General features: G+C 74.1%; 13 protein-coding genes. 4 read left to right on the top strand and 9 right to left on the bottom strand.

Annotated features, from left to right (window positions below; translation table 11 throughout):
- Positions 1-67: 67 nt before the first annotated feature.
- From ACWEMJ_RS21985 to ACWEMJ_RS21975, 3 genes are all read right to left on the bottom strand, one after another.
- Complete coding sequence (locus ACWEMJ_RS21985; RefSeq protein ID WP_452138782.1) at positions 68-1,678, bottom strand: solute symporter family protein; 1,611 nt, start codon at positions 1,676-1,678, stop codon at positions 68-70.
- Positions 1,675-2,034, bottom strand: a complete 360-nt coding sequence (locus ACWEMJ_RS21980; protein ID WP_452138781.1) for a DUF485 domain-containing protein — start codon at positions 2,032-2,034, stop codon at positions 1,675-1,677. Before ACWEMJ_RS21980 ends, ACWEMJ_RS21985 begins: the two co-directional genes overlap by 4 nt.
- Positions 2,035-2,223: 189 nt before the next feature.
- The gene (locus tag ACWEMJ_RS21975; protein WP_452138780.1) at positions 2,224-3,267 is read right to left on the bottom strand and encodes a zinc-dependent alcohol dehydrogenase family protein; all 1,044 of its coding nucleotides are present in this window, start codon (positions 3,265-3,267) and stop codon (positions 2,224-2,226) included.
- Positions 3,268-3,389: 122 nt separating this feature from the next.
- Between ACWEMJ_RS21975 and ACWEMJ_RS21970 the strand changes: the two genes are divergently transcribed.
- Positions 3,390-4,370, top strand: coding sequence for a DEDDh family exonuclease (locus tag ACWEMJ_RS21970; protein ID WP_452138779.1), 981 nt, complete (start codon positions 3,390-3,392; stop codon positions 4,368-4,370).
- A 31-nt stretch (positions 4,371-4,401) separates the two neighbouring features.
- Positions 4,402-5,196 carry an SURF1 family cytochrome oxidase biogenesis protein gene (locus ACWEMJ_RS21965; protein WP_452138778.1) on the top strand — a complete coding sequence of 265 codons (795 nt, stop codon included), beginning with the start codon at positions 4,402-4,404 and terminating at the stop codon, positions 5,194-5,196.
- Here the strand turns inward: ACWEMJ_RS21965 and ACWEMJ_RS21960 are convergent.
- Positions 5,186-7,465 (bottom strand): SpoIIE family protein phosphatase, encoded by a 2,280-nt coding sequence (locus tag ACWEMJ_RS21960; protein ID WP_452138777.1) that lies wholly within the window; start codon positions 7,463-7,465, stop codon positions 5,186-5,188. The genes ACWEMJ_RS21965 and ACWEMJ_RS21960 overlap by 11 nt on opposite strands.
- Before the next feature lie 181 nt (positions 7,466-7,646).
- Between ACWEMJ_RS21960 and ACWEMJ_RS21955 the strand changes: the two genes are divergently transcribed.
- Together ACWEMJ_RS21955 and ACWEMJ_RS21950 are read left to right on the top strand one after the other, a co-directional pair.
- Positions 7,647-8,618 carry a right-handed parallel beta-helix repeat-containing protein gene (locus tag ACWEMJ_RS21955; RefSeq protein WP_452138776.1) on the top strand — a complete coding sequence of 324 codons (972 nt, stop codon included), beginning with the start codon at positions 7,647-7,649 and terminating at the stop codon, positions 8,616-8,618.
- 18 nt (positions 8,619-8,636) lie between these two features.
- Positions 8,637-9,392, top strand: a complete 756-nt coding sequence (locus tag ACWEMJ_RS21950; protein ID WP_452138775.1) for an SDR family oxidoreductase — start codon at positions 8,637-8,639, stop codon at positions 9,390-9,392.
- Between the two features lie 81 nt (positions 9,393-9,473).
- On the opposite strand, the gene ACWEMJ_RS21945 is transcribed toward ACWEMJ_RS21950, so the two are convergent.
- The 5 genes from ACWEMJ_RS21945 to ACWEMJ_RS21925 are packed head-to-tail and all read right to left on the bottom strand — an operon-like array spanning position 9,474 to position 11,733.
- On the bottom strand, positions 9,474-10,103 hold the full coding sequence (locus ACWEMJ_RS21945; RefSeq protein ID WP_452138774.1) for an alkaline shock response membrane anchor protein AmaP: 630 nt from the start codon (positions 10,101-10,103) through the stop codon (positions 9,474-9,476).
- Positions 10,100-10,669, bottom strand: a complete 570-nt coding sequence (locus ACWEMJ_RS21940; RefSeq protein WP_452138773.1) for a DUF6286 domain-containing protein — start codon at positions 10,667-10,669, stop codon at positions 10,100-10,102. The genes ACWEMJ_RS21945 and ACWEMJ_RS21940 overlap by 4 nt, the downstream gene beginning before the upstream one ends.
- Before the next feature lie 23 nt (positions 10,670-10,692).
- On the bottom strand, positions 10,693-11,028 hold the full coding sequence (locus tag ACWEMJ_RS21935; RefSeq protein ID WP_452138772.1) for a hypothetical protein: 336 nt from the start codon (positions 11,026-11,028) through the stop codon (positions 10,693-10,695).
- Positions 11,028-11,219 carry a hypothetical protein gene (locus ACWEMJ_RS21930; protein ID WP_452138771.1) on the bottom strand — a complete coding sequence of 64 codons (192 nt, stop codon included), beginning with the start codon at positions 11,217-11,219 and terminating at the stop codon, positions 11,028-11,030. Before ACWEMJ_RS21930 ends, ACWEMJ_RS21935 begins: the two co-directional genes overlap by 1 nt.
- Positions 11,220-11,256: 37 nt before the next feature.
- Positions 11,257-11,733: an Asp23/Gls24 family envelope stress response protein gene (locus ACWEMJ_RS21925; protein ID WP_452138770.1), complete on the bottom strand. Its 477-nt coding sequence runs from the start codon at positions 11,731-11,733 to the stop codon at positions 11,257-11,259.
- Positions 11,734-11,961: the final 228 nt, after the last annotated feature.

Below are 11,961 nucleotides of genomic sequence, written 5' to 3'. Positions count from 1 at the left end.
CCTCGAAGGGCCGCACCGGCCCGGCCGCCGGTCGGCAGCCGGGCCAGCTTAACCGGGCCGCGACCGGTCAGTCGGCGCCGAGCCCGGTGAGCGAACGGACCTCCAGTTCGGCGTACTTCGCGGGGTCGGCCTTCTCCCGGGCGAGCCAGGCACCGACCGCGCCGGCCAGGAAGCCGACGGGGATGGAGACCAGGCCGGGGTTCTCCAGCGGGAACCAGTGGAAGTCGCTGTGCGGGAACAGCGAGGTGGCCTTGCCGGAGACCACCGGGGAGAACACCACCAGCGTGACGGAGGTGATCAGTCCGGCGTAGGTGGCGCTGACCGCGCCGGCCGTGTTGAACCGCTTCCAGAACAGCGAGTACAGCAGGGTGGGCAGGTTGGCGGAGGCGGCGACGGCGAAGGCCAGCGCGACCAGCGCGGCGGCGTTCAGCTTGTCGGCGAAGATCGACAGCACGATGGCAATGGCGCCGATCGCGACGGCGGCCAGCTTGGCGCTCGCCACCTCCTCCTTCTCGCTCGCCTTCCCGCGCCGGATGACGTTGGCCCACAGGTCGTGGGCGAAGGACGAGGAGGAGGCCAGGGTGAGTCCGGCGACCACGGCCAGGATGGTGGCGAAGGCGACGGCGGAGATCACGGCGAGCAGCACGGCCCCGCCGGTGGAGCCCGCGCCGCCGCCGAGCTGTTCGGCGAGCAGCGGGGCGGCGGTGTTGCCGGCCGCGTTGGAGGCCTTGATGGTCTTCGGGCCGACCAGGGCGGCGGCCCCGAAGCCGAGGGCGAGCGTCATCAGGTAGAAGACGCCGATGATGCCGATCGCCCACAGCACGGACTTCCGGGCGGCCCGGGCGGTGGGCACGGTGTAGAAGCGGACCAGGATGTGCGGCAGCCCGGCGGTGCCGAGGACGAGCGCGAGGCCGAGGCTGAGGAAGTCGAGTTTGGTGGTGCCGGTGAGGCCGTACTTGAGCCCCGGTTCGAGGAAGGCGTGGCCCTTGCCGCTGGCGTCGGAAGCGGCGCCGAGCAGGCTGGACAGGTTGAAGTGGTACTTGGCCAGCACCAGGACGGTCATCAGCGCGGCGCCGACGATCAGCAGCACGGCCTTGACGATCTGCACCCAGGTGGTGCCCTTCATGCCGCCGACCGTCACGTAGATCACCATCAGCGCGCCGACCGCGACGATGGTCCAGCGCTTGGCGCCGTCGCCGCTGACGCCGAGCAGCAGGGCGACCAGGGAGCCGGCGCCGACCATCTGCGCCAGCAGGTAGAAGATCGACACCACGATGGTGGACAGGCCGGCGGCGGTGCGGACGGGCCGCTGGCGCATCCGGAAGGCGAGCGCGTCGGCCATGGTGTAGCGGCCGGAGTTGCGCAGCGGTTCGGCGACCAGCAGCAGGGCGACCAGCCAGGCCACCAGGAAGCCGATGGAGTACAGGAAGCCGTCGTAGCCGAACAGGGCGATCAGTCCGGCGATGCCGAGGAAGGACGCGGCGGACATGTAGTCGCCGGAGATCGCCAGGCCGTTCTGGAAACCGGTGAAGGCCCGGCCGCCGGCGTAGAAGTCGGCGGCGTTCCGGGTCTGCCGGCCGGCCCACAGGGTGATGCCGAGGGTGGCGACCACGAAGACCCCGAACAGCGACATGATCAGGGTGCGGTGCTCGCTCGCGGAGCTGGCCAGCTGGATCATTCGGCGCTCCGCTCAACGGTGGCGGCGGCGGCCATGGCCTCGGCGTGCCCCCGGATGACGGCGGCGTGCGGGTCGAGGCGGCGCCCGGCGTGCCGGGCGTACCACGCGGCGATGGCGAAGGTGGACGCGAACTGGAGCAGGCCGAGCACCAGGGCGAGGTTGATGTTGCCGACCACCTTGGTGTCCATCAGGCCGGGCGCGTAGCAGGACAGCAGCACGTACAGCAGGTACCAGAGCACGAATCCGGCGGTGACCGGGAAGGCGAAGTTCCGGAAGGAGCTGCGCAGTTGATGGAACTCGGCGGACTGTTCGATGCGGGTGAAGTGTTCCGGGACGGTCTCGGGCGGGGGTGTCACGCGGTGCCTCCTGACGTCTTCGGTGCGGCGGACGATCGGACGGGCAGGATCGGTGTCGTGCGGAGTGCGGAGCATGGTAGATCCGGTGCACGGCCGCGAGAAGGGTCCTGGCACGATCCGACCGAAAGCGGCCGGAAACACCGGACCGGGGCGGCCGGTCTCGGCCGCCCCGGTCGGGGGAGACGGGGATCAGAACGCGATGCGCACCTTCAGCGCCGTCCGCTCGTCCATCGCCCGGTAGCCGTCGGGCACCCCGTCCAGGTCCACCGTGCGGTCGAACACCGGGCCCGGGTCGATCGCGCCGGACAGCACGTCGGCCAGCAGCTCGGGGATGTACGCGCGGGCGGGGGCGACGCCGCCGCCGACCCGCACGTTGCGGTCGAACATCTGCCGGATGTCGACGCCCGCGCTGCCGCCGTGCGGCACGCCGACGTAGCCGACGCCGCCGCCGTCGCGGGCGACGGAGATCGCGGTGCGCATCGACTCCTCGGTGCCGACGGCCTCCAGCACGGCGTGCGCGCCCCGGCCGCCGGTGAGTTCGCGCACCGCCTCGATCGCCGCGTCGCCGCGCTCGGGCACCACGTCGGTGGCGCCGAAGGCGCGGGCGATCGCGGTGCGGCCGGGGTGCCGGCCGAGGGCGATGATCCGGTCGGCGCCGAGCCGGCGGGCGGCGAGCACGCCGCACAGGCCGACCGCGCCGTCGCCGACCACCGCGACGGTCGCGCCGGGCCGCACGCCCGCCGACACCGCCGCGTGGTGCCCGGTCGCCATCACGTCGGACAGCGCCAGCAGCGCGGGCAGCAGCTTCTCGTCGCCGGCGGCCTCCTTGGGCAGCTTCACCAGGGTGCCGTCCGCGAACGGCACCCGGACCGCCTCGCCCTGGCCGCCGTCCGAGCCGGGGATGCCCCAGAACCCGCCGTGCGGGCAGGAGGTCTGCAGGCCCTCGCGGCAGTACTCGCACACGCCGTCCGACCAGACGAACGGGGCCACCACCAGGTCGCCGACTGTGAGATCGCGCACCTCGGGGCCGACCTCCTCGACGAAGCCGAGGAACTCGTGCCCGATCCGCTGGCCGGCCCGGCGCTGGGACACGCCGCGGTACGCCCACAGGTCGCTGCCGCAGATGCAGGCGTTCAGCACCCGCACCACGGCGTCGCTGGGCCGCTGGATGCGGGGGTCGGGCACCTCCTCGATCCGGATGTCCTGGGGTCCGTGGATCACGGTGGCGCGCATGAGGGAGTCCTTCGCAACGGGGGTCGGGCGCACAGGTTCGCACCCGCACGCCACTGTAGAACGGCCGTCCGGGTGACCGTTCCGGCCGGAGCCGTCCGCTGTTCCCCGTAAAGTGGTGCGCTATGTACGCGCCATTCCCCACCTCGCCGCTCCCGGCACAGCGCACCGGCCCCGGCGGGGGCGCCGGGCGCGGCTTCGCGGTGGTCGACGTGGAGACCACCGGACTCGGGCGCTCGGACCGGGTGATCTCGGCGGGCGTCTACCAGCTCGACCCGGCCGGCGAGATCACCGACCACTGGTACACCCTGGTCAACCCGGAGCGGGATCCGGGCCCGGTCTGGATCCACGGCCTGACCAGCGACGTCCTGGCGGGCGCGCCGACCTTCCCGGAGGTCGCCGCCGAGTTCGCCGAGCGGCTGCGCGACCGGGTGATGGTCGCGCACAACGCGCTCTTCGACTGGAACATGATCTCCCGTGAGTTCTCCCGGGCGGGCCTGCGCGCCCCGGTCGAGCAGCGGCTGTGCACCATGGTGCTGGCCCGCGACCTGCGGCTGCCGCTGCCGAACGGCAAGCTCTCCTCGCTGGCCGCCCACTTCGGGGTGAGCCAGCGCCAGGCGCACCACGCGCTGGACGACGCCCGGGTGCTCGCCGAGGTGTTCCGCCCGTCGCTGGCGCTGGCCCGCGACGGCGGCGTGCCGCTGCCGCTGACCGCCTGCGTGGCCGTCACCGACCTCGGCGAGAGCGCCCCGGCCGGGCCGACCCGCGGCTCCTGGGGCAGCTCCTACCGGCCCGCCCGCAAGCGCCCGCCGTGCCCGTACCCGAACCCGGGGCGCTGGCAGGACGGTTCGCCGCTGATGCAGGGCATGCGGGTGGCGATCACCGGCGACACCGCCACCGACCGCGAACTGCTGGAGGACCGGGCGATCGAGGCGGGCCTGCACATCGCCTCCTCGGTGAGCCGGCTCACCAGCCTGCTGGTCACCAACGAGCCCACCTCGTGGAGCGGCAAGGCCCGCAAGGCCCGCGAGCTGGGCACGCCGGTGGTCGGCGAGGACGCGTTCCTGCAACTGCTGCGGGAGGTCGCGCCGCACCCCGGTGCGTGACGCGGCGGTAAGGAGGACTAGCGTGCCCGGTGTGTACCGATTCCTGCTGTCCGCGCGCTGGGCGGTCATCGTCCTGGTGGCGCTGGTGCTGGTCCCGACCATGATCCGGTTGGGGTTCTGGCAGTACCACCGCCACGAGGCGCGGGTGGCCCGCAACGACCTGGTGGCCCGGAACCTGGAGAGCCCGCCGGTCGCCTTCGACTCGCTGTCCTCCCCGGGCTGGACGGTGCCCGGCGGCGAGGTGTGGCGCAACGTCACCGCGCAGGGGCACTACGACCCCGCGCACGAGGTGGTCATCCGCGGCCGCACCGAGCCGGGCGGCAGCTCCATCGGCTACTTCGTGATCACCCCGCTGGTGCTGGCCGACGGCAAGGGCTCGGTGCTGGTCAACCGCGGCTGGGTGGACTCCGCCGCGGACGCCGCCAGCCTGCCCGCCGTCCCGGCCCCGCCGGACGGCGAGGTGACCGTCACCGGGCGGCTGCGCGCGGACGAGACGTACGCGGCGCTGGGCGCGAAGAACCGCGGCGGCCTGCCGGACCGGATGTTCCGGGTGATCAACAGCGCGGAGCAGGCGACGTACTCGGGCAGCCAGGTGCTCGGCGGCTACCTGGAGCTGGTCTCCACCCGGCCCGCGCCGTCCGCCGCCCCGACGCTGCTCGGCGAGCCCGGCCACTCCGACATCGGCCCGCACATGGCGTACGCCATCCAGTGGTGGCTGTTCACCACGCTGATCCCGGTCGGCCTGGTGGTGCTGGCCCGCCGCGAGGCCAAGCAGCACCGGGCGACGCCGGCGGAGGCGAACGAGCTGGTCGGCGCTACCAGTTGAGCGCGGGCGGTTCGAGCCGCTGCTCGGCCCAGATGGTCTTGCCGGTGCGGGTGTAGCGGCTGCCCCAGCGCTGGGTGAGCTGGGCGACCAGGTACAGGCCGCGGCCGCCCTCGTCGGTGAGCCGGGCCCGGCGCATCCGCGGCTGGGTGGCGCTCGGGTCGGACACCTCGCAGGTCAGCACCGAGGAGCGGATCAGGCGCACCATCACCGGCCCGCCCGCGTACCGGATGGCGTTGGTGACGAGTTCGCTGAGCACCAGTTCGGTGGTGAACACCAGCTCGCCCAGCCCCCACCGCTCCAGGGTGCGGCTGGCGGCCTCCCGCACCTCCGCGACCGCCGACGGGTCCGCCTCGATGGTCCAGGCGGCGGTGTCCTCCGGCAGCACCGGGTGCAGCCGGGCCAGCAGCAGCGTCACGTCGTCGCTCTGCCCGGCGGTGGCCATCTCGGCGACGATCGCCCGCCCCGCCGCCGCCAGGTCGCCGCGCAGGTCGGCCTCGCCCAGCTGCGCGGCCAGCTGCTCCATGCCCTCGTCGACGTCGCCGCCGTTGCCGCCCTCGATCAGCCCGTCGGTGTACAGCGCCAGCACGCTGCCCTCCTGCGGCGCGCACTCGGCGGTCTCGAACGGCAGCCCGCCGACGCCCAGCGGCGGCCCCGGGCTGACCGGCAGGTACTCCACCCGCCCGTCGGGGTGGACCAGCGCGGGCGGCGGGTGCCCGGCGCTGGCGGCCTGGCAGATCCCGGCCACCGGGTCGTAGACGGCGTACACGCAGGTCGCCCCGGACGGGTCGGCGACGCCGCGTTCGCGTTCCTCCTCGCTGCCCTCGACGACCAGCTGGGAGACCAGGTCGTCCAGGTGGACGAGCAGTTCGTCGGGCTCCAGGTCCAGGTCGGCGAGGGTGCGCACGGCGGTGCGCAGCCGGCCCATGGTGGCGCTGGCCTGGAGTCCGTGGCCGACCACGTCGCCGGCCACCAGGGCGACCCGGGCGGAGGACAGCGGGATGACGTCGAACCAGTCGCCGCCGACGCCGGTCGCGGTGTCGGTGGGCCGGTAGACGCTGGCGGTGGTGGCGGCGGGCACCACGGTCTCGGCGGGCGGCAGCAGGCTGCGCTGGAGGCCGACGGCGGCGCGGTGCTCGCGGGTGTAGCGGCGGGCGTTGTCCAGCGCGAGCGAGGCCCGGGCGGCGATCTCCCGGAGCAGGTCGAGGTCCTCGTTCTGGTACGGGCCCTCGTCGGGATCGCGGTGCACGGTGACCCGGCCGAGCGGGCCGCTGCGGGCCTGCAGCGGGGCGCTCATCGACGGCGGGTCGGGGGTCGCCCCGGCGGGCGCGCCGAGCGTCTCCCTGCCCAGCGGGCCGAGCGGGCGGTCGTCGGCGCGCGGCGGCCCGGCGGTGGCGGTCCGGCGGACAGCGAGCCGGCCGTCGGCCCCGGGCAGCGGCTCGTCGCCGGCGAACACCGCCTCGGCGATGTCCACCTCGGCGCGGTCGCCGAGCCCGGGGACCAGCACCCCGGCCAGGTCCTCGGCGTTGCCGGCCACCGACAGCGAGCCGCCGACGGCGGCGGTGGCCCGGTGCAGCACGTCGGCCCGGCGCCGGTAGCGGTGCAGCTCGGTGACGTCGCCGAACAGCGCGGTCACGCCGATCACCGCGCCGTCCAGGGCCTGCAGCCGGAACGCCTGGATCTCCATCACCGCCCCGCCGCCGGGATTGTCCAGCGGGCGGATCCGCAGCGCGGTGCGCACCACCGGCTCCCCGGTGAGCATCACGTGCCGCAGGATCGCCTCGGCGGCGTCGGCGTCCTCGGGCTGGAGGTAGTCGTGCAGTTTGCTCCCGGCCAGTCCGGCGGGCAGGCCGGTGAACGGCAGCAGGTGGGTGTTGGTGCGCAGCAGCCGCAGGTCGGGGCCGAACACCGCGAGGCCGAGCTGGTCCTGCAGGAACAGCTCCCGGGTGAACGCCTCGTCCTGCCGCCGCCGGGCGACCGTGTCGGCGGGGGTGGCCAGCACCAGGGCCCGCACCGCGCCGCCCTCCCCGGCCAGCGGCAGCACCTGGTAGGAGACCTCCAGCGGGTCGCCGCTGCCGGTCCGCAGCCGCACCTCGCCGGCCCCGCTGCCGAACTCGTGCTCGTCGGCGCCGTCCGCCAGCAGCTCGCGGACCGAGTGCCCGGTGACCTGCGCGGCGTCCAGCGCGAGCAGCTGCTCGGCGGCGGCGGTCCAGCCGACGACGAGACCGTCGCCGTCGACCAGCGCGGCCGCGACACCGTCGATGTTCGGCAACCGCCGACTTTCCATGGGCTGCACCTCGGGTGGGTGGTCCGGTCCCCCCATCTTCGAACGGTTCCCGGCCGCGCGCCATTGACGCCCGGCCGCGGCGGCGCTCGGCCCGGAGCCATTGACGGCCGCACTGGTCCAGTCCACATTGACCATGCAGGTGTCCCTCCCCCCTCCCGGAGCGCCCATGACGCACCGCACCCGCCGCGCCCTCGCCCTGTGCCTGGGCGCCGCCGTCCTCGCCCTGCTGCCCACCCCGGCCGGCGCCGCCGACACCGTCACCGTCTCCACCGCCAAGGAACTCCAGGCCGCCCTGAACGCCGCCGTCCCCGGCCGGACCATCCAGCTCGCCGACGGCACCTACACCGGCAACTTCAAGATCACCACTCCGGGGAGCGCCAACGCCCGGATCACCCTCACCGGCTCCCCCCGCGCGATCCTCTCCACCTCCACCGGCGGCGGCTACGGCCTGTCCCTGAACGGCGCGTCCTACTGGACGGTCCGGGGCATCACCGTCACGCACGCGCAGAAGGGCATCGTGCTGGACGCCTCCGACTGGGTGGTGCTCGCCGGGGTGACGGTCCACCACACCACCATGGAGGGCGTGCACTTCCGCAGCTCCTCCAGCCACGGCGTGCTGCGCGACTCCGCCGTCCACGACACCGGCACCGCCCGCGACGGCAAGGGCGAGGGCGTGTACGTCGGCACCGCCAACACGCTCACCGACAAGAGCGACTACGTGCAGATCCTCGACAACGTGATCGGCCCGAACATCGGCGGCGAGAACATCGACCTCAAGGAGGGCACCACCGGCGGCCTGGTCTCCGGCAACCGCTTCGACGGCAACGGCCTGACCGGCGCCAACTACGACGACTCGTGGGTCGACGTGAAGGGCAACGGCTACGTCGTCGAGAACAACACCGGCGTCCGCACCATGAACGACGGCTACCAGACCCACACCCAGTACCCCGGCTGGGGCTGCGGCACCGTCTTCCGGGGCAACCGCTCCGACCTCACCGGCGCGAGCGGCACCAACGCCGCCAAGTACGCGATCGACGTCACCAACTACGACCGCGGCTCCTGCCCCGTCACCGTCACCGCCGACAACACCGTCACCGGCCCCGCCGCTCTGGTCAACCCCGGCATCCCGGTGGGCTGACCGGTCAGAATGGTCCGCATGGATCTCGGACTCAAGGACAAGGTGTACGTGGTCACCGGCTCGACCCGGGGACTCGGCCGCGCCACCGCCGAACAGCTGGTCGCCGAAGGCGCCCGCGTCGTCATCACCGGCCGCACCGAGGCCTCGGTCGCCGCCGCGGCCGACGCCCTCGGCGACCACGCGTACGGCGTGGTCGCCGACAACGCGGACCCCACCACCCCGCAGCGCCTGATCGACGCCGCGACCAGCCGCTTCGGCGGCTTCGACGGCATGCTGATCAGCGTCGGCGGCCCCGCCGCCGGCCCGATCGCCACCGCCAGCGACGAAGCCTGGGGAGCGGCCTTCGACTCGGTCTTCCTCGGCGCCATCCGGCTGGCCCGCGCCGCCGCCGAACGCCTCCCCTCCGGCGGCGTCATCGCCTTCGTCCTCTCCACCTCCGTCCGCCAGCCCATCCCCAACCTCGGCATCTCCAACGGCCTGCGCCCCGGCCTCGCGATGGCCGCCAAGACCCTCGCCGACGAACTCGGCCCGCGCGGCATCCGCGTCCTCGGCCTGCTCCCCGGCCGCATCGACACCGACCGCGTCCGCGAACTCGACTCCCTCGCCCCCGACCCCACCGCCGCCCGCGAGGCCGCCACCGCCACCATCCCCCTCCGCCGCTACGGCACCCCCTCCGAATTCGGCCGCACCGCCGCCTTCCTCCTCTCCCCCGCCGCCTCCTACCTCACCGGCCTGATGCTCCCGATCGACGGCGGAGCCACCCGGGGCCTCTAGCTCCTCTCCCGCCCACTCATGCCGCGACCGGCTGCGCCAGGGCGACGGTCGGCCCTCCGCATGCCCACCGCCCGCCCTGCTTCAGCGCACGCGCGGGGCCTTGCTGCGGTCCTTGCGGGGGCGGGCCGTGCGGAGGCGGAGCTCGGCGGGGAGGGTGGCGAGGCCGAGGGAGTGGCGGGCGTGCTCGACGGGGCCGGTGCGGTAGGCGTCGATCAGGGCGGCGGTGTCGGCGTCCGGGGTGAGCCGCACGGCGGTGCGGATCTCCGGGCGGCGGGCGGCGCCGGTGACCCGGACGGTGACCCGGTCGACCTCGGGGAACGCGATGGTCTCCGTCTCGATCGCGTCCTCGACGGCCCGGCTGCGCACGTGCAGCGCGAAGTGCGGCTGCCCGGGCGCGGCGGGCGACGGCAGGTCGACACCGGCCGGGCCGCCGCGCCGCAGCTGCGAGAACAGCCACCACAGCCCGCCGAGCACCAGCAGCGCGGGCACCCCGATCGCCACCGGCCACCACCAGTCGCGATCCGTCCAACGGGTGCGGCTGGCGGTGCTGAGCACCGGCTGGTCGGGCGAGGTGAGCGGCCACCAGTGCGGCGGGGTGACCCCCAGGTGCCGGTACACGTCCAGGCCGCCGAGCAGCACCAGCGCCCCGCCGACCAGCAGCAGGAGCCCGACGACGGCCAGGATCGATCGATTGACGGCACCTCGGCTCATCGGGGCGGCTCCAACTCGGCGAGTTCCCGGCGGTGGTGACCGCGCTCCCGCACCGGCCGGGTACGGACGTCCAGCCGGTGCGGACCGGCCAGCGGAATCCGGGCCAGCTCGGCCCGCAGGTCCTGCTCCACCCCCGCCGGATCGGTGGTGCCCGCGACGGTCACCCGGGTCCGCCACCGCCCCACCTTCACCTGCCAGGAGTGCAGGTCGGCACGCTTCTGCGCCCGCCGGGACAGCATCGCGGCCAGCGCACTGCGGTGCATCGCCGTCCCGCGCGGCTCCAACGCCAGCCAGCGGCCCAGCCCCCGCCGCAGCGCCAACGCCAGCAGCACCAGACCCAGCAGCACCGCCCCGGCGGCGAAGCCCAGCACCCACGGGTCGTCCAGGTGCCGGGTCGCCAACTGGTGCGCCAGATCCCGCCGCCACGCCCGGGCCTGCCCGCCGGAGCGCACCGCGATCGCGTCGTACAGCAGCGTCCCGGCCGCCACCACCACGACGGCCACCACCAGCGCCGTCACCACCCCGCGCTCCGAGCGCAGCCACCGGCCCGCGCTGCGCCTGCGCACCTCCGCCGCCTGCGTCGACCCGCTCACCGCAGCGCCGCCGCCGGGTGCAGGCGGTCCACGACCACCTCGGCCGAGACGACGGTGGTGCCGGTCAGCTCGGCCACCCGGGTGCACGCCGCGTCCCGCACCGTCCGGGCCAGCGCCGCCACGTCGCACGGGAACGGCAGCTCCACGTGCAGCGTCAACCGGACCCGGCCGTGCGCGTACAGCGCCAACGCCTTCGGCCGCGGCGCGGGCTCCGGACGGTCCTGCCACGCCGGGGCCAGCGCGTCGGCGGCGGCCCGGGCCGCGATCCGCCGGTACACCCGGTCGGCGATCTGCTCACTGCCGCGCTGCGCGGGCGGCCGAGCGACCGCCATCAGCGGCGCCGGTCCCGGCCGCGCAGCAACTCGCCGAGGTCACCGAGTTCGAGGTCCCCCTCGATCAGCCGACCCACCACGAAACCCACCGCACCCAACACCGCGACCAGCAGGAACGCGGCGAAACCGCCGAAGTAGCCGGCGAATCCGAGGGCCATGCCGGCGAGCAGGCCCACCAACGCCAGGTTCATCCACCACTCCTCAGCGGTCGGTCACTGTCAGGGAAGTTCACTGCACCCGCGGACGCCGCGCGGAGGACGAGGGCTCCTCTTCCTCCTCCTCGTCCGGCTCGTCGGGCAGATGGACGTCGTTCACGGCGATGTTCACCTCGACCACCTCCAGGCCGGTCATCCGCTCGACCGCCTCGATGATGTTCGACCGCACCTCCGCGGCCAGCCGCGGAATCACCACCCCGTACTCCACCACCAGCGCGATGTCGATGGCGGTCTGCTTCTCCCCCACCTCCGCCTTGATCCCGCGCCCGACACTCGACTTCGACCCGGGCACCCGGTCCCGCATCGCCCCGAACGTCCGCGAGAACCCCGACCCCAACGCGTGGATCCCGGCCACCTCACGGGCGGCCATCCCGGCGATCTTCTCCACCACGCCGACCGCGAGCGCCGTCCGCCCACGCTCACCGCTCGGCTGCGCCTCCGTCACGTTCTTCTGCAGATCTGCGGGCGTGGGAGTGTGGGGCTGCGCCATGTCGGGCCTCCTGGGGTCGGGTCCAGCTATATCGCAAATCACCCCAACCCTGACATTTAGCCACGCGACACGCGACCGGGTGGACCCGGAAACAAGGGGCAGCACCACCAGGGGCGCGGGGAACTGCGCGACAAGCGCAAAACACGTCCGCAAGGTCGCGATCAAGTGCAGGTCATTGTCCTGCGTCGCGATCTTGCGGATGGGTACCCTCCGCCTCGCGCAGTTCCC

It is taken from the genome of Kitasatospora sp. NPDC004531 (assembly GCF_053602195.1).
Note: the sequence above shows the minus strand (reverse complement) of the source record. Positions and strands in the feature narration are given on the sequence as shown.

Bases quoted from the DNA above. Each gene is read 5' to 3' on its own strand.
- ACWEMJ_RS21925 (WP_452138770.1), bottom strand. From the start codon at position 11,733: ATGGCGCAGCCCCACACTCCCACGCCCGCAGATCTGCAGAAGAACGTG.
- ACWEMJ_RS21950 (WP_452138775.1), top strand. From the start codon at position 8,637: ATGGATCTCGGACTCAAGGACAAGGTGTACGTGGTCACCGGCTCGACC.
- ACWEMJ_RS21970 (WP_452138779.1), top strand. From the start codon at position 3,390: ATGTACGCGCCATTCCCCACCTCGCCGCTCCCGGCACAGCGCACCGGC.
- ACWEMJ_RS21945 (WP_452138774.1), bottom strand. From the start codon at position 10,103: ATGAGCCGAGGTGCCGTCAATCGATCGATCCTGGCCGTCGTCGGGCTC.
- ACWEMJ_RS21955 (WP_452138776.1), top strand. From the start codon at position 7,647: ATGACGCACCGCACCCGCCGCGCCCTCGCCCTGTGCCTGGGCGCCGCC.
- ACWEMJ_RS21930 (WP_452138771.1), bottom strand. From the start codon at position 11,219: ATGAACCTGGCGTTGGTGGGCCTGCTCGCCGGCATGGCCCTCGGATTC.
- ACWEMJ_RS21975 (WP_452138780.1), bottom strand. From the start codon at position 3,267: ATGCGCGCCACCGTGATCCACGGACCCCAGGACATCCGGATCGAGGAG.
- ACWEMJ_RS21985 (WP_452138782.1), bottom strand. From the start codon at position 1,678: ATGATCCAGCTGGCCAGCTCCGCGAGCGAGCACCGCACCCTGATCATG.
- ACWEMJ_RS21935 (WP_452138772.1), bottom strand. From the start codon at position 11,028: ATGGCGGTCGCTCGGCCGCCCGCGCAGCGCGGCAGTGAGCAGATCGCC.